The 20,065-nt window shown below is 49.4% G+C and carries 20 protein-coding genes and 1 pseudogene; 2 read left to right on the top strand and 19 right to left on the bottom strand.

Annotation, left to right across the window (positions count from 1 at the left end):
* Nucleotides 1–63 precede the first annotated feature (63 nt).
* The 18 genes and pseudogenes from PHH59_RS10040 to PHH59_RS09955 form a co-directional block, all read right to left on the bottom strand.
* Nucleotides 64–1,272, bottom strand: coding sequence for a hypothetical protein (locus PHH59_RS10040; protein ID WP_300015115.1), 1,209 nt, complete (start codon nt 1,270–1,272; stop codon nt 64–66).
* 44 nt (nt 1,273–1,316) lie between these two features.
* A complete protein-coding gene (locus PHH59_RS10035; RefSeq protein WP_300015112.1) occupies nt 1,317–1,598 on the bottom strand; it encodes a hypothetical protein in 282 nt (93 codons plus the stop codon).
* A 140-nt stretch (nt 1,599–1,738) separates the two neighbouring features.
* Nucleotides 1,739–2,275 (bottom strand): transposase, encoded by a 537-nt coding sequence (locus PHH59_RS10030; protein ID WP_300015109.1) that lies wholly within the window; start codon nt 2,273–2,275, stop codon nt 1,739–1,741.
* Nucleotides 2,276–2,475: 200 nt separating this feature from the next.
* Complete coding sequence (locus PHH59_RS10025) at nt 2,476–2,706, bottom strand: hypothetical protein (protein ID WP_300015106.1); 231 nt, start codon at nt 2,704–2,706, stop codon at nt 2,476–2,478.
* Entirely contained in the window at nt 2,690–2,965 is a 276-nt protein-coding gene (locus tag PHH59_RS10020) for a BrnT family toxin (protein WP_300015103.1), read from the bottom strand. Before PHH59_RS10020 ends, PHH59_RS10025 begins: the two co-directional genes overlap by 17 nt.
* Nucleotides 2,966–3,233: 268 nt before the next feature.
* Entirely contained in the window at nt 3,234–3,980 is a 747-nt protein-coding gene (locus PHH59_RS10015; RefSeq protein ID WP_300015100.1) for an SHOCT domain-containing protein, read from the bottom strand.
* 126 nt (nt 3,981–4,106) lie between these two features.
* Nucleotides 4,107–5,258 carry an SMEK domain-containing protein gene (locus tag PHH59_RS10010; RefSeq protein ID WP_300015058.1) on the bottom strand — a complete coding sequence of 384 codons (1,152 nt, stop codon included), beginning with the start codon at nt 5,256–5,258 and terminating at the stop codon, nt 4,107–4,109.
* A gap of 198 nt (nt 5,259–5,456) precedes the next feature.
* Complete coding sequence (gene ureC / locus PHH59_RS10005) at nt 5,457–7,208, bottom strand: urease subunit alpha (protein ID WP_300015054.1); 1,752 nt, start codon at nt 7,206–7,208, stop codon at nt 5,457–5,459.
* Nucleotides 7,205–7,537, bottom strand: coding sequence for an urease subunit beta (locus PHH59_RS10000; protein WP_300015051.1), 333 nt, complete (start codon nt 7,535–7,537; stop codon nt 7,205–7,207). Before PHH59_RS10000 ends, ureC begins: the two co-directional genes overlap by 4 nt.
* 31 nt (nt 7,538–7,568) lie before the next feature.
* A complete protein-coding gene (locus PHH59_RS09995; protein ID WP_300015048.1) occupies nt 7,569–7,862 on the bottom strand; it encodes a type II toxin-antitoxin system RelE/ParE family toxin in 294 nt (97 codons plus the stop codon).
* A complete protein-coding gene (locus tag PHH59_RS09990) occupies nt 7,844–8,143 on the bottom strand; it encodes a hypothetical protein (RefSeq protein WP_300015046.1) in 300 nt (99 codons plus the stop codon). The genes PHH59_RS09995 and PHH59_RS09990 overlap by 19 nt, the downstream gene beginning before the upstream one ends.
* Before the next feature lie 25 nt (nt 8,144–8,168).
* Nucleotides 8,169–8,471 (bottom strand): urease subunit gamma, encoded by a 303-nt coding sequence (gene ureA / locus PHH59_RS09985; RefSeq protein WP_300015043.1) that lies wholly within the window; start codon nt 8,469–8,471, stop codon nt 8,169–8,171.
* 141 nt (nt 8,472–8,612) lie between these two features.
* Entirely contained in the window at nt 8,613–9,089 is a 477-nt protein-coding gene (gene ispF / locus PHH59_RS09980) for a 2-C-methyl-D-erythritol 2,4-cyclodiphosphate synthase (RefSeq protein WP_300015358.1), read from the bottom strand.
* Nucleotides 9,090–9,110: 21 nt separating this feature from the next.
* Nucleotides 9,111–9,797 (bottom strand): annotated as a pseudogene (ispD, locus tag PHH59_RS09975) (2-C-methyl-D-erythritol 4-phosphate cytidylyltransferase); the annotation flags it as partial.
* Between the two features lie 107 nt (nt 9,798–9,904).
* Complete coding sequence (locus PHH59_RS09970) at nt 9,905–12,961, bottom strand: efflux RND transporter permease subunit (RefSeq protein WP_300015040.1); 3,057 nt, start codon at nt 12,959–12,961, stop codon at nt 9,905–9,907.
* A 6-nt stretch (nt 12,962–12,967) separates the two neighbouring features.
* Nucleotides 12,968–14,146, bottom strand: a complete 1,179-nt coding sequence (locus tag PHH59_RS09965) for an efflux RND transporter periplasmic adaptor subunit (protein WP_300015037.1) — start codon at nt 14,144–14,146, stop codon at nt 12,968–12,970.
* A gap of 194 nt (nt 14,147–14,340) precedes the next feature.
* Nucleotides 14,341–15,885 carry an efflux transporter outer membrane subunit gene (locus PHH59_RS09960; RefSeq protein WP_300015034.1) on the bottom strand — a complete coding sequence of 515 codons (1,545 nt, stop codon included), beginning with the start codon at nt 15,883–15,885 and terminating at the stop codon, nt 14,341–14,343.
* Between the two features lie 138 nt (nt 15,886–16,023).
* Nucleotides 16,024–16,647, bottom strand: coding sequence for a TetR/AcrR family transcriptional regulator (locus tag PHH59_RS09955; protein WP_300015031.1), 624 nt, complete (start codon nt 16,645–16,647; stop codon nt 16,024–16,026).
* Between the two features lie 427 nt (nt 16,648–17,074).
* Between PHH59_RS09955 and PHH59_RS09950 the strand changes: the two genes are divergently transcribed.
* Both PHH59_RS09950 and PHH59_RS09945 read left to right on the top strand, forming a co-directional pair.
* Nucleotides 17,075–18,013, top strand: a complete 939-nt coding sequence (locus PHH59_RS09950) for a Gfo/Idh/MocA family oxidoreductase (protein ID WP_300015028.1) — start codon at nt 17,075–17,077, stop codon at nt 18,011–18,013.
* Between the two features lie 155 nt (nt 18,014–18,168).
* Nucleotides 18,169–19,011 carry an urease accessory protein UreD gene (locus PHH59_RS09945; protein ID WP_300015025.1) on the top strand — a complete coding sequence of 281 codons (843 nt, stop codon included), beginning with the start codon at nt 18,169–18,171 and terminating at the stop codon, nt 19,009–19,011.
* A gap of 322 nt (nt 19,012–19,333) precedes the next feature.
* Here PHH59_RS09945 and PHH59_RS09940 read toward each other — a convergent pair whose 3' ends face one another.
* A complete protein-coding gene (locus PHH59_RS09940) occupies nt 19,334–19,588 on the bottom strand; it encodes a UPF0175 family protein (RefSeq protein WP_300015022.1) in 255 nt (84 codons plus the stop codon).
* Nucleotides 19,589–20,065: the final 477 nt, after the last annotated feature.

Genomic DNA, 20,065 nt, shown 5'->3' with positions numbered 1-20,065 from the left:
ACACACAGGTATTAAAACCTGAAAAACCTTTAGTTATGAAGTAATTTCCTGGGAATCCAGTGATTATTTTGAAATTGTGATGCTAGGTGCGCCTTGTTGCGACAATTCGCTCATCGTCATCTGAAAAACTTGATACAACAGCCGAAAACCCTCGCGGTTCCATTGATAACCCGACTCCGGCTTAATCGCGTAATAGTTGCCGCCATATTCTACGCTGAGATCGGCTTTTTGAGGCTCGGTGGGTGACACCATGATAGCCAAAGTTTGTGCGGGATTTTCCCTTACCTCCGGTGTCAGCGCATGTTTGGGGACAACATATTCAGGATATTCACTGATGCCTTGGCCGATAAAATTCAGCACATTATGAAAACTACGCAAGCGGAAAGCGCCATGCAACGGCCATTCCCCGTCTGGGTAACCAGCCCGGATATCCAGCATCACTTCATTGGCAGGCAGGTTATCCGCTTCTTGTTGTAGTTGCTCGCGTTCTTCGTTGCTAAGGGAAACCGGATCATAATTGCTCAAAATGATGTGCCCGGTAACCCGTTTAGTCAGTTTGACTTGTTGCCGGACGGCATCATAATTGACGGTAAATTCTTTTTGTAGCTCCGCCAACTTATCCACCGATAAGGATGCCGCCGGTAAAGTCCAGCTTCGGTCGAACAACAGAGGATTGACATGCAAAGCATGGTTATCTTGTATGGCGGACAAATGCAAAATCACTTGCCGGAACATACGGTAAGCTTGAGTGTCGGCGGGTTTGTTCTGATAGATTTTATCCCCATTGGCGTCAGTAAGCCGCAATTCATCAATTAACAAACGTAATACCAGATCAACATCCGCGCCTTGGCGCAACAGCATGGTCAGTTTGGCTTCCTGCAAAGGCGTTAGCAAGCGGCGGGTAAATTCTTCCCCTTCCATCGGCACGATACTGATCGTGGGGTTTTCCGAAATGCCACCGCCAAAAGAAGGCACCAATAACGAACCGCTATTACCGGTTAGTGCAGGCGTAACGCCGGCATTCAACTGAAAATTGAACGTTGCGGCTATATTGGAAATACCGGTGAAGTGCATGGGCTGATGCTGATGGGCGCGGGCGATATTCAGCAGCAACTGCTTGGATAACGTTTCGGTGATTGACTTATCGTAGGAAATGACCGCATCATCAAACAAGGCGGGCGAAGACACACAGCCTTGCAAAATCCCCATGACCAGCACGGCCAGTAAAGCCGGATGTTTGCTTGGAACGGGTAAGTAAGTTAAAAATATCATTAGCCTGCATTTAAAAAATTGCTTGGATTACCGTTAGTTGCTCATCAATAGGTAATTTGAAATTTCGCTCGTTCCCAAGCTCCAGCTTGGGAACGAGCGCAAATCTGGTCGACAAAACCTTTACCCACGGTAGGCAAAGGTAGAGGCTTACCGTCAGTTTTAAGAGTAGTAAGCCATTCATCCACAATCTGGCACAGTTCGGCATACACTTCGACTTCATTGTCAGCGTGACAACAAGCGCCGATAACACCAGGGCAAAAGCCCACGAAACAGCCATCTTCCTCAGACCATTCAACAATTTTCACATAGCAGTCACTGTCTTTCATGATTTTGATTCCTCTATTTTTTTCCTAGCTTCGCGCACCTGATAAGGCTTGGCATCATCGCCGACATGCCTAAGGAGATAAGCCTAATTCCGTAGGGCGCAATAGCGCAAGCGTATTGCGCCGCATGATTGCCAATATCTTCAACCACGCTCGCCGTAGTCAAAATTATTATCAGGAGACGTTGCCCAATTCAGCGGATAAAGCCCCCTCTCGACATCTCGGTGAAACGTCGAGTAAGGCCAATCCGAAACCTGTTTAACCAAGCCATGTTTGACCGGATTGATATGGCAATAATCGATATGCGCCGCATAATCCGCATCGTCCCGGATGACATGCTCCCAAAAGCGGCGTTGCCAGATTCCGCGCTCGCCTCTTGCAACACGGACGGCGGAGCGTTTTTCCGTGTTCGGCAGAGCCTTGGAAAAGCCTTGTTTGATGACCCGCCAGCGGTTGGCATTGTCAGCATCGCCGATTGGCAATGTCCATACGCAATGCAAATGTTCGGGTAAAACCACCCACGCATCAATGTGAAATGGCCAACGGGTGCGCGTCTCCCGCACCACCGTGCGTAAAATGTCGATATGGCGCACCAAAAGATCATTACCGTGCCGTTCCAACAGATTGACCGTGAAAAAATAAGTCCCGCCCGGAACGCGGTAGCGACGGTAATCCGGCATTGCCTATCCCTAATTAATCGTTGACTTTATTAAGCGTGTCCACAAAGGTAGGGCGGAATAGCGATAGCGTATTTATGCCCTTTGGGTATTCCGCCGTATGATTCGTAATTTCCCATGCGGCGCAATACGCCTATCGGCTATTGCGCCCTACGGAATGCGACTTACCGCGTTACGGAATGCGACTTACCGCGTTAATCGCGTTAATGCGAATCCACCTTACGGGTTTCCAACCATTCCTGCAACGCATGGTTAATTTGTTGCTGATAAGGCAACGCATTTGGCAAATCTGCCGCCCGTTGAAAGAAATCAACCACCTTTTTATCCAGTGATAATACACAGGTTACTTGTTCCGCTTCTTCCAGCGGCGGTAAATCAGCTAATAACCCGCGCCGCTTAACTTTTAATTTGGTTAAATCATATTCCTTTTTCATAATCAATCACCTCTTGTTGAGTTGCTTTACGCGCTGAAATAATCCGAATTTTGTCGGTGCGTATCGTGCAAATGACCATTAACAGCCTGCCCCTATTGGAATGACCCACTAAAATTTCCCTGTCTTCGTCTTGACTATGCCCAGAATCATAAAAAGCAATTTGGTTTGGGTCATAAAAACAACTTTTTGCTTCTTCAAAACTAACGCCGTGCTTGCGGTAATTAATAAGAGCTTTTCGATTGTCCCATTCAAATTGCATTTTGAATCCTTTATTCCCGTTGCTATAGCCAGCAGTTCGTAGGGCGGTTTCGCGCTAGCAAACCGCCATGTTTAGCGCAACATCAACTTTCGAAATGGTGGATTGCTAGCGCGAATCCACCTTACGTGTTTCGACAACACCCGTTTTTATGCAATTCCAGAATGCAACTGATAGTAAAAATCAGCACATTTAACTTGAAATTGAACAGAGTATCTTACGTGTTAAAAAACTCCTTTGGATTTGAAATAGATGTTTATTTTAGTGCGTCTTACTGGTTGAGTATTTTTTCCTTTAGAGTATTGAATTCTTCGTCTGTGAGAACTCCATTGTTCTTTAATTCGGCAAGTTTCCTTAATTCATCTGGCAGACTTACAGAACTCGTTTCGTTTCTTCGAAGAGCGGCATCTTCTCTCTCAGCACGCTTTATCAAAATATCCATACGAGCCTGCCACTGGCGGGCATCTTCCAAAAGAAGCTTGTAATATTCACTGTTATTGTCAATTTCGTAATTCAAGAAATAAACATCAAGTAGCGGATCAGTCGGGTCATTTACAACCACTCTAAGGATAATAGTTTGTGTGTTGTTTTTTTGTATTTTGTTGCCAGAGAGCCCTCCAATTACTGTTCCAACTCCACCCAACAAGAGTCCACCAACAACCGCGCCACTTATCTGGCTTGATCTTACTGTTTTTAAAATGATTTCTCCATCTTTATACAGCTCTGAGCTAAGTATGTCCTCGTAGCTAATTACGCGATGAACTAGCAAATTACCATTCCTTTTGACTATACATACTTTTGTTCTTGGCTCATCAATTGCTATGCCAGTCTTCCTATCCAAACCCACATACAGGAAAGTAGGGTTAAAATCCGACGCTTTTTGAAAAGTATCTTCAAATTCTTTGTATTTAGCTTGATATTCAGCATTTAAGGTGTCCATATGCAGTTTAAATTTTTCCGAACTTTGCAAAGAATAAATAACAAAAATAATTAAAAAAATTATTACCAATAATTCCATCTCATACCCTCTCGTTAATTCAACAATGCCGAACATAAGGCAAATTTTTTAAGATAACCAAATCACCTTCCTAAGCTCCTGCTTGGGTAGCCGACAATAGGAGGCACATCCTATTCTATTATAGTGTTAGCGTAAATTTGGCTTCCATCTTAATTGCTCTAAATTTCCTCTCCATTTTAACCAGCTCAATGGTAGTTCGACCTTTTCGCCTTCCACAATTCGAGAGTAAACTTGAGTTTTCTTATCAAAGCTATAGTAAATATACTCGTACCAATTATTGGAAAAATCGTAATCAATTGACTCCTTTGCAAGTTCTTCTGAATCAAATATTTTAATATCTTCGTAAACTAGAGGATTCCTTAAATTTACAGCCCCCCCTTTTTCTTGAATCAATTTACCAACTAAATATTCAATAGAATCCTCAATGAGATAGTATGAATAAAACCAATCGGTTATTGATTCTCCAAGCCATATGGAAGGCTCAGCCGTAAAAAATCTATTACCATCACAAACAACCACATAAACTTTAGACAAAATAGTGTCGTGGTATTTAGCTAAATACTCATATCGGTGTGAATTAGGATCGGGAAATTGAGAACACCACGGTTCTTCATACTTTTCATGAAATTCTTTGTTTTCTATAACTCTGAATTCTGGATATGGTTCGTAGTAGTAAGCAATTTCTTCAGGTACCGCTTCTTCAGTTTCGATTTCTTTCCAATTTTCAATATCCGCAAGATAGTCTTTGAAACGATCAATCGGATTTATGTTTTCAGCGGAAGTTTCATGATGATGAAGTTCCTTTTTAATGAACTTATAAACATCGAAAAGCTGATTAATTTCCATTCTGGAAATAAAATCCAGCAGTGTTTTAACATCATAAATATCACCTGATGGATTAAAAATTAATTGATGTGGATTTGAATAAGTTTTAGTTTTTAATTTGCTTGCTTCTTTAGCTATAGACATGAATTTAAAAGCATAATTGGAAAAGCGTAAATCAACGTTTTCTAAAGAGCTTTCAATTTTTTGCTTAGTTGCAGTTGAAGATACCGAAACTACAATTCGATTATTTTCATCAATCAAATCAATTCCTGATTCATTGTTATGCTCTGTTTTTTTCAAGTTCCATCCAAACAATAAGTTCAGAAAGTCCCGAAAAAATATTTCCGCATGAATATGATGATCGAGAAGATTCAAGCTGCCTTGTGACTCTATAAGTCTGGCAAACGCGTTAATCTTTTCACTTATGAAATTGAAATAATTTGTACGATTCATTGTTGACTTTAGTTGAGTAGCGCATTGACGCAATGAGATACATAGTCAAACTAAGCATATCATTTATTGATAGTTTTGATGGGCTTCCTTACGTCAGCCCATCCTTATGTCTTGATTCTGAACAATCAAAAGCTCAGAATCCCCGATTGATCATCGGGAGGATAGCGAGGAAGTCGTGCCCATCCTACATCCAACAACTCAAAACAAAAAATACCGCTGAGCAAACGGCAACACCGCCACAGGCTCACACGTCAACAACTGCCCATCCGCCCGTACCGCATAGGTTTGCGGGTCAACTTCCATGACGGGTTGATAGGCGTTATGGATTAAATCTTTCTTGCCGATGTTACGGGTGTTTTTGACGATGCCGATGCGTTTACGCAAACCCAAATTGGCAGGCACGCCGCCTTCTACCGCAGCTTGCGGCAGGAAGATCATCGACGTGGCGGCGGCGGTCACACCGAACGCGCCGAACATGGGGCGGTAATGCACGGGTTGCGGGGTGGGTATCGACGCGTTGGGATCGCCCATCGCGGCGGCGGCGATGAGTCCACCTTTTAAGATTAAACTCGGCTTCACGCCGAAAAACGCCGGATTCCACAACACCAAATCGGCGAGTTTGCCGACTTCTATCGAGCCGACTTCATGGGCGATGCCGTGGCTGATCGCGGGATTAATCGTGTATTTGGCGATGTAGCGTTTGATGCGGAAGTTGTCGTTGTCTACCGTTGACTCAAGACCTGGCAGGTTTTGGAAACCTGCCAGGTCTGTAGAAAAGGAGGGTGATAGATGTCCGCGCTGGATTTTCATTTTATGCGCGGTTTGCCAGGTGCGGAGGATGACTTCGCCGACGCGGCCCATCGCTTGCGAATCGGACGAGATCATCGAGAACGCGCCCAGGTCGTGCAGGATGTCTTCGGCGGCGATGGTTTCGCGGCGGATGCGTGATTCGGCGAAGGCGACATCTTCGGGGATGCTGGGGTCGAGGTGGTGGCAGACCATCAGCATGTCCAGATGTTCGTCCACGGTGTTGACGGTGTAAGGCCGCGTCGGGTTGGTGGACGACGGCAGCACGTTCGGCAAGCCGCAAGCTTTGATGATGTCCGGCGCATGACCGCCGCCCGCGCCTTCGGTGTGGTAAGTGTGGATGGTACGGCCTTGGAAGGCGGCGATGGTGTCTTCGACAAAACCGGATTCGTTAAGGGTGTCGGTGTGGATCGCCACTTGAACGTCGTAGTTTTCGGCAACGCTTAGGCAGCAGTCAATCGCGGCGGGCGTTGTACCCCAGTCTTCATGTAATTTTAAGCCCATCGCGCCAGCGCGGATTTGCTCTTCCAAACCACCCGGCAAGCTGGCGTTGCCTTTGCCGAGCAAACCAAAATTCATCGGGAAGCCGTCCAAAGCCAGCAACATTTGTTGTGTGTGCCAAGGGCCGGGGGTGCAGGTGGTGGCGTTGGTGCCTGTCGCTGGCCCCGTACCGCCGCCGATCATCGTCGTTACGCCGGAGTTTAACGCCTCTTCGATTTGCTGCGGGCAGATGAAATGGATGTGCGCGTCGATGCCGCCCGCCGTGAGGATATTGCCCTCGCCCGCGATGATTTCTGTGCCGGGGCCGATAATCATACCCACGCCGGACTGGATGTCGGGGTTGCCCGCCTTGCCTATCGCGGCGATACGGCCGTTTTTCACGCCGACATCGGCCTTGATGATGCCCCAGTAGTCGATAATCAAGGCGTTGGTAATCACCATGTCCATCGCGGTTCTGGAATCGACTTGGCTTTGCCCCATGCCGTCGCGGATAACTTTGCCGCCGCCGAACTTGACTTCTTCGCCGTAAATCGTGCGGTCGGCTTCGACTTGTAAAAACAATTCGCTATCGCCCAAACGGACTTTATCGCCTGTGGTCGGGCCGAACATATCGGCGTAGGCTTGTCTCGTGATTTTGCTCATGGTTTAACCTCCGCTGATTTTGAATCCAAGCAGCCCATCACCGCTTGCCGGAAGCCATAGACACGGCGCAAACCGCCAAACGGCACAAGCTGGATTTGCCGTTGTTGGCCTGGTTCAAAGCGTACCGCCGTGCCTGCGGGAATGTCCAAACGGTAGCCTCGCGCCGCTTCCCGGTCAAATTGCAAAGCCGGATTGGATTCGTAAAAATGATAATGCGAGCCGACTTGAATAGGGCGGTCGCCGCTGTTGGCGACGGTTAATGTGAGGGTTTCGCAACCAGCGTTCAGTTCAATCTCGCCAGTGGCGGGGATGATTTCTCCGGGGATCATGGGGGACTCCTTAATAAAACGGGGATGGCTATTAATACCCCGCCTCGCGTTGATGGCGTATTGCCAGAATAATCACTTGATCGGTATTTTGCTCAAAATGGTACAAAGCCGTGTAACCACTGTTGCCAAAATCTATCAATAATTCCTTGAGTTCCGGCTCGTTTTCAACCGGACGGCCTAACTCTGGATGCTGGGCAAGTAAGTTGAAAGCCGATTTTATGGTTTGCACAGCCCGTTTTGCTGACGGCTCATTTTTCGCCAACAAAAATAGGTATAACCTGAAAATATCACTACTGGCTTTTTCCGTCAGTATGACTTGTGACATGTCGGCATAGGCGCGTCAGGCTGGTTCTGCACCGTATCGACCCAATCCGCAAATTCCTCCAAGCTAATATGCTGTCCGGTTTTGGCAACATTTTCCCACGAGGTTTTCGCTTCATTAATAAACGCCTGGCGCGCTTCTTCCTGTAATAAATAATCGTGAACCGCTTGATTTAAAACAGTTTGTGGACTTTGTTTTTTTAATGCCGCCAGTCTAGCAAGCCGATTGCTATCGCTAACATCAAGATTCACCGTCATGCTGGCATTGCTTTGTGCTGTTTTCATAGATTTGCCTCGGATAAAAAACGATTTATTCAATCGGATTATGCACCGTCACCAACTTCGTGCCGTCTGGAAACGTCGCTTCCACCTGCACATCCGGCAACATGTCGCTGATGCCGTCCATGACATCGTCGCGGCTTAACAAGGTGCGCCCATATTCCATCAGCTCGGCAACGGTGCGCCCGTCGCGTGCGCCTTCCATGATAGCGGCGGTAATATAGGCCACGGTTTCGGGGTAATTCAGTTTCAGGCCACGCGCTTTGCGCCGTTCTGCCAGCAAGGCGGCGGTGAAAATTAGGAGTTTGTCTTTTTCGTGTGCGGTTAATTGCATGGTTATTTTCCTCTTTAATCCCGTTCCCAAACAGCGGATTGTTTGGGCTAAGGTGGATAACTACAGTTCTTGCAACCAGAGTTTAATACAATTGGAGACCGTGACGGAATAACCGTTTATTAATGACCAGTGCTTTTATCATCAAACCGAAGCCACCAACACAACCGCCTGCACGGCAATCCCTTCCTTACGCCCTTCAAACCCCAGCTTTTCTGTCGTGGTGGCTTTGACATTGATGCAATCGACCGCGACTTGCAAATCTTCGGCGATATTTTGGCACATGGCGGCGATGTGCGGGGCCATTTTGGGGGCTTGGGCGATGATGGTCATATCGGCGTTGACTAATTGGTAGCCCTTTTCCTGCACGATATGGTAGACATGGCGTAATAGCACACGGCTATCCGCGCCTTTAAATTCGGGGTCAGTGTCGGGGAAATGTTTGCCGATGTCGCCTAAAGCCACCGCGCCCAGCAATGCGTCGCACAAGGCGTGTAGCACGACATCGCCATCGGAATGCGCTTCCAGGCCTTGTTCGTAAGGGATGCTCACGCCACCTAAAATAATGTGCCCGCCCTCGTTAAAACGGTGGACATCGTAGCCTTGGCCTATGCGTATCATGCTTTTTTTACTCATAACTAACTGCTCCATATAAAAGTGGGCGAGCGCCAGATCTTCGGGACGGGTGATTTTGATGTTGTCGGGGCGGCCTTCGACGATTTTCGGTTGCTGGCCTTGCAGTTCCAGGGCGCTGGCCTCGTCGGTGATCGCCGGGTTGCCTTGGTGGGTTTCCAAGGCGGTCTTGAGGGCTTGGTAGCGGAACATTTGCGGGGTTAATGCCCGCCAGATATGGCTTCTGTCCAAAGTGCCGAAAATATTGACCTTATCGACATCCTTTAAAGTGTCGTGCGAGGCCAACGCTAAAATGCCACCAACAGCGTCATCGCGTAAAGTGTCGATAAGCAAGTGGATGTCGCTGGCGGTGATGCACGGCCTTGCCGCATCATGCACCAGCACCCAATCCTCATCGGCGGCGGTATTTTGCAAAGCGGTGAGGGCGGACAGCACGGAATCGGCGCGCTCGATGCCGCCTTTGGCGCGGATGATGTGCGGATGGCTGGCGATGGGCAAATCAGGCCAGTAGCCATCTTCTTCGGAAACCGCGACGACGATGCCAGTAAAAACTCCGGCTTCCAGCAAGCGGGCCAGCGTGTGTTCAAGGACGGTTTTGTCGCCGAGTTCAAGATATTGCTTAGGGCGGCCCGCGTTCATACGCTTGCCGACACCAGCGGCCGGGACGACGGCCCAGAATTTTTGTGGATGGGTCATGGGGCTTTTCTAGTAAACGGTTTACACCACGAAGGGTACGACGAAACAACAACCTTCGTACCCTTCGTGGTTGAGGATTTATGCTTTAAATTGCGGACTATAACCGATTAAAGCGTTTTCGCCTCAGTTTTATGATGGTCTTCGCCCAACATCAAATACACCGCCGGCACGACAAACATGGTAAACAAGGTGCCAATCGCAATGCCTGTGGCAATCACCAGACCCATGCTAAAGCGTGACACCGCCCCCGCACCCGTTGCCATAATCAAGGGCAACACGCCCAGCACCATTGCCGCCGTGGTCATCAAAATCGGGCGTAAGCGGATGCTGGCGGCAGATTCTACCGCTTCCCGCTTGCTCATGCCTTGTTTTTGCCGGTTGTTGGCAAATTCGACAATCAAAATTCCATGTTTGCTAATCAAGCCCATTAGCGTCACCAAACCTACTTCGGTGTAAATGTTCAGCGTGGCATTCCCGATGCCAAGCGCAATAAAAATTAACGCGCCAGCAATCGACATTGGCACGGACACCAAAATGATCAAGGGATCGCGGAAGCTTTCAAATTGCGCCGCCAAGGCCAGGAAAATAATGATCAGCGCGAACAGGAAGGTAAACAAAAAACCGCTGGATTCCTTGATCAATTGCCGCGATTGTCCGGCATAGTCGATGCTGTAAGTCGGTGGCAACACCCGTTTGGCAATGTCTTGCAAGGTTGCCAGGGCATCACTTAAAGTCACGCCAGGGAACGGTACTCCCGTCACCATCACATCATTGATGCGCTGGAAATGGTTTAGCAAGCGTGGCACCGTTTCGGTGCTGAGGCTGGCTATCGTCGATAAAGGCACACTACCACCATCGGCGGTTCGGATGGGATAATCCAGCAATTGCTCAGGATTGAGGCGGAATTTTTGCTGTATTTGCGGAATGACTTTGTAAGACCGCGCATCGAGGCTGAAATAATTGACATAACCACCGCCGAGCATGGACGCTAACGACGAGCCGACATCCTGCATGGTCAAGCCCAGCAAAGCCGCTTTGTCGCGGTCTATGTTTAGCCGTGTTTGCGGCTGGTCGTAGCGCAAATCGCTGTCAACAAAAATAAACCGCCCGCTTTTACGCGCTTCCGTCATGAATTGCTGATGAACCGTGTTCAACTGCTCAAACGATTCGTTGGTGCCGATGACAAATTGCACAGGCATACCGCTGCTGCCGGGCAAGGGCGGTGGCTGGAATGCGGCGGCCTTGATGCCGGCGATTTTGTCCAAATTATTTTGTATTTGCGGCAACATTTGCGTGGCGGTTTGCAGGCGTTCATCCCAAGGTTTCAGCACCAATCCCGAAATGGATTGCCCTGGCGTTTCCAGTTGGAAAACATGGTCGGTTTCGGCATATTTATGGAAAGTTTCAAAAATCTGGCGGCTGTACAGCAGTTTCTGTTGCAAAGTGGCATCCGGCGCGGTGTTGGCGATGCTGATAATGACGCCTTGGTCTTCCTGCGGGGCAAGTTCGCTATTGGCATGGGTGTACAGAAAATAAATGCTGCCCAGGATAATCACCGCAAACACCGCCGTCACGGGGAGGAAATTCAAAGAACCATGCAACAAACGCCCGTACATTTTGCTCAGGCGGTTGAAATTGCGGTCTATCCAATCGACCAGACGTTCTTCCCAGCCACTACGGTCATGTTTGTGGGCTTTTAGCAAACGTGAACTCATCATCGGCGAGAGGGTCAGCGCGACGATGGCCGACACGGTGACGGCCCCGACCACGGTAAACGCGAATTCCGAGAACAATGCCCCCGTCAAACCGCTTTGGAAACCCACGGGCACATACACGGCAATCAAGACGATGGTCATCGCGATGATGGGTCCGGTCAACTCCTTCGCCGCCAATAATGCGGCGGGAATGGGTTCCATGCCGTCTTCGAGATGGCGGTTGACGTTTTCGACCACGATGATCGCGTCATCGACCACCAGACCAATCGCCAAAACCAAAGCCAGCAAAGTCAGCAAGTTGATGGAAAAGCCGAACATCAGCATCATCGTGAACGTGCCTATCAGCGACAAGGGAATCGCTATCACCGGAATCAGCACCGAGCGCGGCGAACCTAAGAACGCAAACACCACCAAGGTGACGATAATCAGAGCTTCAACCAAGGTGTGGATAACTTCATGGATGGAGCTATCGACAAACTTGGTCGAGTCATAAACGATTTTACCGCTCATGCCTTCCGGCAATTGCGCCTGGATGCCAGGAAACACGTCGCGCACACGGCCTATGACTTCCAGCAAATTCGCGCTGGGGGCGATTTGCAAACCGATATAAACGGCTTTATCGCCATCGAAAGCCACGCTGGATTCGTAATCATCCGCACCTAAAGTGACATTGGCGACATCTTTCAGCCGGATAATTGCGCCATCTTGCTGTTTTATAATTAAATCTTCAAACTCGGCGACTGAATGCAAGCCAGTCGAGGCAGTCAAGTTGACTTGCACCATTTGCCCTTTGGTCGTTCCAAGTCCTGCGATAAAGTCATTTTGTCTTAGCGCGTTACTGACATCGGTGGCGGTCAGCGAGTAGGCCATGAGTTTGTCGGGGTCCAACCAAGCGCGTAGGGAAAAGTTCTTGCTGCCCAATAATTCAGCCAACTGGATGCCTTCCACCGATTGCAAACGGGGTTGCACGGTGCGCACCAGATAATCGGTGATATTGTTCGCCGGCAAGCTGTCGCTGGAAAAACCGATGTACATCGCATCAATGGTTTCGCCGATTTTGACGTTCATCACCGGACGTTGCGATTCCGGCGGCAATTGGTTGAGGATTGAATTGACCTTGGCATTGATTTCCGTCAAGGCTTTGTTCGGATCAAAATTCAGGCGCAAATTGGCGGTGATGGTGCTGACCCCGTTTTGGCTGATCGACGTGATGTAATCTATGCCATTGGCCTCGGCAATCACCGTTTCCAAGGGCGTGGTGATAAAGCCCGCGATAATGTCAGGGTCGGCGCCGTAATAAGCGGTCATGACCGTGACCACGGCGTTTTCTGTGCGTGGATATTGCAACACGGGCAAGTTGGTGAGCGAGCGCAAGCCTAGCACCAGCAGCATGATGCTGATGACCATAGCCAAAACGGGGCGGCGGATAAAAATGTCGGTTAAATTCATGGTGGCTTACTGGTCAATAGGTTGTGGATTAGCGTCATTGCTGGGCTGCTGCGAATTATCAATCAGCACTTTTGTGCCGTTATGCAGCTTGATTTGTCCTGATGTGACGACCAGCCCGCCTTCCTTAACGCCTTTGATAAGGCTGATTTGGTCGCCGCGTGTCGCACCCGTGGTTACAAACGCTTGGTGGGCGACCAATGCTGGCTGGCCTTTATCATCCTTGCCCTTGTCTTCAACAACAAAAACGCTGGCCCCAAACGAATTAAAGCTGATCGCGGTGCGAGGTACAGTGATATAGGATTGCGCCTTGCCAGTGACGACATGCACTTTGGCATACATGCCCGGAACCAGGCGATGGTCAGGATTTTTCAATGTGGCACGGACCAGTACGTTGCGCGTGTTGCGGTCAACTTTAGGGTCGATGACGCTGATGACACCGGAAAAATCTTGCTTAGGATAGGCATCGGCAGCCAAACTAACCGCTAGTCCGACTTTTAACGCGGCGAGATGTTGTTGTGGCAAGTAAAAATCCGCGTACACCGTATCCAAGTTTTGCAAGGTGGCGATAGCCGTACCCGCTTCCAGGAATTGGCCCGGGTCGATGTTGCGGACGCCCAATTGTCCGGCAAACGGGGCGCGGATCGTTTTTTTGTCAACCAACGCTTGTTGCGCGGCGACATTGGCAAGGGCGATGTTGAGATTGGCCCGGTCAATGTCCACGGTTTGTTGGCTGATGGCCCTGGCGTTATACTGCGCCTCAGAACGCCGGAAAGTGATACGCGCCAGTTCGGCGGTGGCGTTCAAGGATTTTAGCTTGGCGATTTCATCATCGGTGCGCAATTGCACTAGCGGTGTATTGGCGGCGACGGCATCGCCTTGTTTGAAATGAATATCACTGACCAAGCCAGCCACTTCCGAGCTGATCTCGACTCCTTGCGCGGCGCGTAGCGTGCCTACGGCTTCGAGTTTTGGCAGCCAATCCTGGAAACTGGCGGTGATGGTCGAAACGGTTTGCGGCGGTTCGCCCTGGGCCGTCATGAATTGCTTGATCATGCGCCCTTTGAATTCGATAAAACCAAACACACCGCCCAGCACCACGCCGACAACGATGAGCATAATGAGCATACGCTTGAACATATTAATTTCCTGTGCGAATTGTTTGTTGATTTGGTTTGGTTTGTCCATGAAAGTCACGAAAAGCACGAAATAGTAGGTCGGGTTTACCCGCAGGGCATAAAAGCGATAGCGTAACCCGACATTCTGTGCAAATTGCGTTGGGTTACGCTATCGCTTTTATGCCCTATGGGTAAACCCAACGTCTAAAACATCTATTTTTCGTGCTTTTCGTGTCTTTCGTGGACAAAAATTCTGATTAATCCCTATTTCCCTTTGCGGAAGCGTTCAAATTCTTCCAGCCAAGACCTGACCGGTTTTTCTTTCGGCTGATTATCCGTGATCGTTTGCGACAAATCGGCGCGTTGCCACCAGCCGCCGCCTAAAGCAAGGAACAGCGCGGCAGTGTCGCCCAATTGCGTGGCTTTGGCTTTGATATGGCCTAAGTGTGCTTGTTGGTAATCATGTTGTGCGGTCAACAAATCCAAATAACTCACCGCGCCGATTTGGAATTGCGTTTGCGTCAGTTCCAGCGTTTCGCGGGCGGCATTTTGGGAAGAGGCTTGGGTTTGCAGTTCATCGGCATCGTAATGCAGGGCGTTCAAGGTGTCGGCGACATGTTGGAAAGCTTGCAAAACCGTGCTGCGGTATTGGCTGGCGGCTTGTTGATAAGCGGCTTTGGCGACTTTGCGCTGGTGCGTCAACTGCCCGCCATGAAAAATCGGCTGTGCCAAATTGGCGGTCATATTCCAAATATCACTGCCTGGGGCGAACAGATTGCCCGCTTCCGTGGCAATCGTCGAAACATTGGCCTTGAGCGTAAAATCCGGGAAGACACTGGCGATGACCACGCCGATTTGGGCGCTGGCGGCATGTAACATGGCTTCTTGGGCGCGGATATCGGGGCGTTGCTCGACTAATTTTGATGGCAAGCTCAGCGGCAAGTTGGTCGGTAAAGTGATTTCTTCCAATGTAAATTGCGCCGCCAAATCGGTGCTGGGGAACGTGCCGACCAAGATTTTCAAGCGGTTACGCAATTGCGTGAGCTGTTGTTGCAAAGGCGGCAGCGTGGTTTTGGTTTGCTCCAAGGCCGATTGCTGCGCCAATATTGCTGTTTTCGACGTGCTGCCGAGTTCAAATTGTTGTTTGATGACATCCAATTGCTGGGTTTGTGCGGCAATCATCTCTTGCGTGGCGTCGATTTGCGCCCGTACCGATGCCTCTTGCACGGCGGTGGTGACGATGTTGGACGCAATCGTCAAAAACGCCGCTTCAAGTTGGAAACGTTGGTATTGTGCTTGCGCTTCCAGCCCTTCGATTTCGCGTCGGATCGCGCCAAAGACATCTAAAGTGTAAGAAACGCCAATCGAGGTATTGAATAAGCTGTACACGGAACCTGGAAAATTGGGATTACCGAATTGTGCGCCCGATATTTGCTGGCGGGTTGCGTAACCGGTCGCATCTAATGACGGCCATAACGAGCCTTGTTTGGACAAGGCGTTTTCCCGCGCCTGAACCAGCGTCGCATGGGCCGATTGCAAATCAGGATTATGCTTGATCGCCTGTTCGATCAGCGCAGTCAAGGCTTTGGAATGGAACAGCGTCCACCATTGCCCCGGCAAGTCCTTGCCTGGTTGCAAAGCCTTGACCGTGTGTTCGGCTTCGGCGTTAGGGGTGTAGCTTTTCACTTCAGGTGCGGCTGGGCGCGTAAAATCCGGCCCCATTGTGCAAGATGCCGTCATCAGGCTTGCCGCCAGCAACAAGCCATTGATGGGCTTGCGTAAGGGATAATCCCGTCGTTTGGATAGCATGTAAACTCTTCCCCTTGGATAAATAGTTAGTGCCGAAGCGGGCCGGCGGGTTAAATCGTGGGAGTCCTGCGTTTGTCAGAGCTTGATATGGCCTTTCACTTCGCGTTCTGGCAGGTCAGATTTAAAAAACTGAAAGCTCTATGGGATTGGGCGATAACATTTGTCGAAGTTGTTTAATGTGTGCTCCTTAGCAATCAAGCCATTAAGCAACAAATCCGTCACATGGGCGGCAATCGCCCCGGGTTCAGCATATTCGGGCCGCCAACCTGGAAAACATTTATTTAAGGGTTGATGGTCAACATAAATTTTAACTAGGCCGATGATGGATGTGGCGACCAGGTAACTATCCCGCCCAGGGGCCAATTCCGCCGCTAGTTGCAACAATAAATTAAACTGGTTTTTGAACACGCCTTGTGCCAACAACTCCATGCGCTCAGGGTCGGCCTCCATAATCTCGCGCTGCACCAGTCGGCAAAATTCATTGTCTTGCGACATGACGGTGATTAAGGCACGAACGAATTTATACATTTTTTCAGAAGCCGGACATTGCGCTTCCCAAACTTGGGCAAAAATCAATTCCTTGCCAGAAAACGCATAGCGGGTGGCTGCCATATAAAGCGCGTTTTTATCTGGAAAATGATGATAAATCGCCGCGACACTCATATCCACGGCACTCGCCAACTGCCGCATCGACAAACCGGAATAGCCTTTTTCGGCAAATAACGAAATTGCCGCGCTTAAAATTTTTTCTTTGGAAGTCACTCAATAATCCCTAACGAACGTTCGGTAAAAATAATAGCATCAAAAATCCCAATTGCCAAAACCTTTTAAGTTGTTGAAGCCTAAAAGTAGGCTTGTCCACGAAAAACACGAAAGACACGAAAAAAATGGTTATGTCACTGTTAATTGTGGAAGCCTTAAATGACGCAGCTTTGAGCAAAAGCCACAATCCGTATTAAATAGGGCTTTGCGCCGAAAATAAAAACTTTTCAACAATTAACGGTGACATAGCCCCAAAATTGGGATACGAAACTTTTCGTGTCTTTCGTGTCTTTCGTGGACAGACGCTTGTTTATGAGGTTTCTGAATAGTTTCCGATAGCTTACAATAGCCAAACCCCTTCAATCCCGTCACGGCTGGTTATCTCTATCAAACCCAGTGACAGCATTTGACCATCCACCACAAAATCATGAAAAAATTAAGATGCGCCGTGATCGGCACCGGTTATTTAGGCAAATTCCACGCCGAAAAATACGCGTCATTACCGGATTGTGAACTGGTCGCCGTGGTGGACGTCAATCCTGCCGCCGCCAGCTCTGTAGCCGATAAGCACGGGGCGCAAGCCCTCAGCGATTACCAATCCCTGCTCAATGGTGCAATCGACGCCGTCAGCATTGTCGTGCCAACGACGCTGCACCATCGCGTCGCCAAAGATTTCCTCGATGCCGGTGTGCATGTGCTGGTGGAAAAACCCATCACCGTCACTGTCGCCGAAGCCGATGATTTGATCGCCACCGCTGCCGCCAACAAGCTGATTTTGCAGGTCGGGCATCTGGAACGCTTCAATCCCGCCGTATTGGGCCTGGATAAGGACGAAAAACCGCTGTTCATCGAATCGCACCGCTTGTCGCCGTTCAACCCCCGCGCCAACGATGTCAGTGTCGTGCTGGATTTGATGATCCACGACATAGACATCATCCTGGCCTTGGTCGATTCCGAAGTCGAACGCATCGACGCCAGCGGCACGGCGGTATTGACGCAAGGCACGGACATCGCCAACGCCCGCTTGCTGTTCAAAAACGGCTGTGTCGCCAACGTCACCGCCAGCCGCATCAGCATGAAACTGGAGCGTAAAATGCGCCTGTTCCGCCCCAGTTCGTATATCGCCGTCGATTTCCAAAACCGTACCCTGACCCAACACCGCACGGGCAAAAAAGAAATGTTCCCAGGCATCCCTGAAATTGAAACGGAAGAATCGGTGTTTGAAAGTGGCGATGCCTTGTTGGAAGAAATCAAGCATTTCGTCAACTGCATCCAAACTGGCAGCAAACCGCTGGTGTCCGGCGAAGCAGGACGCCGGGCATTGGCGACGGCGATTCGGATTACGGAGTTGTTGGGGGAGAAATGAGGGTTTGTTTTTAACACCCGCATGACTTAAGCAAAATGCGCCCAACCATTGCGTAAATGATCCATAGCAAACTAGACACCCATCGCACTGATATTCGTATGAAGCACTTTGGTATTTAGCCCATCCTGCCCCGCTAAACCAGCAACGGAAATATTTTGAACCCAGATACCTTGGAAACTATAAGTGCCGGATCATCCCAAGGCTGGCAAGCCCAATTAGAACTGGGCTTTGAATACAAACACGGCAAAACCGTACTGGCGCACCGCCGCCATATCGGCCCCTTGACAGTACAACGTCCCTTTTATCCCGAAGGCGAAGTCTGCCATCTGTATGTCCTGCATCCGCCTGGCGGTGTCGTGGCGGGGGATTGTTTGGCGATTACCATCAACGCCGCCACCAATAGCGCGGCCTTGGTGACGACGCCGGCGGCGGGCAAGTTTTATCGTAGCGACGGCAAACTGGCGCGGCAAACTGTGGCCTTGACCGTGGCGGCCGGGGCATCATTGGAATGGTTGCCGCAGGAAACGATTATTTACGAAGGCGCACAAGTGGCGGCGGAAATGCGTTTGGAATTGGCGGCGGGGGCTAAGTTTATCGGTTGGGAAATCCTCGCACTGGGCCGACCTGCCGCGCAGGAAAGTTTCACCAGCGGCGAAGTCGGCATGAACTGGCAAATCTTCCGCGCCGGCGACTTATTTTACCGTGAACGTTTGTTGATCGATGCTGAGGCGTTTGCCGCCAACTGGGGGCTGGACGGACATTCCGCTTGCGGCACGTTGTTCGCCTATCCCGCCACAACCGTGCAATTGGCGGTGGTGCAAACATTGATTGGCGATAGTGTAGGACGAGGCGTGACTTTGCTGGATGATTTATTAATTTGCCGCGCTTTGGACACCCGCGCCGACCGTTTACGTGATTTTTTCCAAGAAGTTTGGATGTGTTTACGGCCAGATGTGGTTGGGCGTAAAGCCTGTGCGCCGCGTATCTGGGCGACTTGATTAGAGAAGCCAATAAATTCTCAAACTGAACCGCCCTCCCCCAACGCTTTGGACAACCCCACCACTATTGTTTAATGCCAGTAAGTAGTGGTGCAAAAGTTTTTGGCTCTATATGGATTTTAAGGTCTTTCGATCCCCCCCTTCGGTGACGTAATCGCTGTAGTTGATGCCATCGTCACGCAGTACGTCGCAGAAGTTCCAGAGTTTTTGAACGATGTCGTTGTTGGTCATTTCAAGTGAATGTGTCCAAACAATTCAGGCAACAAATCCAGTTGCTGGATACTGTTTAAGGCAATGATGGGCGTGGTATTGGAAAAGACGATCATAACAAGGCCATTTCTCTCTGGAAGTCGTCTTGGCTATCTTCCAGTAAAGTGGCTCCGGCATCAAAAGCCATCCGCAAAAAGGCAACCCGGCCTATGCCTAGCCACGTTGCAGCACTGCCCGATGACAATTTGCCTTCCTTGAACAAACTGATGGCGGCTTGTTTTTTTAGATACGCGGCAAAGTCTTCTGCGCTAAGGTGGATACCCATTAATAATTCGGGCGGGCAATCAATCGTTATTGTGCGCTGCATGGCAATTCCTTGGTAATAATTGACGTTATTTGAGGTGGTCGGATTGGTAACGTCTTAGCCGGATTATAACAGAGCCTGAATTACCCCGTTGTTTGCCAAAGGTTTTCGCTGAGTGTATGCAGTACCTTATCCAGATTGCCATCAAGCAGGGAATTTAGGCGTGCGGCAACTAGCCAAGGCCATCGAAAAAAACAGATATGCCTTTTTCCAAGCACGACTTACGCCGCACCTTCATAACCATGTCTGAGTCGTTAGATATTTCCGCCTAGTCGGTCAAGGCACTGGTGGACCATAAGCAAGGCGAAGACGTGACCAGCAGTTATATCCAATTAAATGTGGAACGGTTGCGGCTGTTTAGTCCCACATTTAAATGGTTAGGATTAATAATAAAAATATCTGGTTTTTCATCATACCATTTTAGGACGGCATCAAAAGGGGTCTTACGTCCAACAGCCCTGAGTTTCAGGTTGAAGTTGT

It is taken from the genome of Methylovulum sp. (genome assembly GCF_028687615.1).
In the GTDB taxonomy this organism is placed as follows: Bacteria; Pseudomonadota; Gammaproteobacteria; order Methylococcales; family Methylomonadaceae; genus Methylovulum.
Note: the sequence above shows the minus strand (reverse complement) of the source record. Positions and strands in the feature narration are given on the sequence as shown.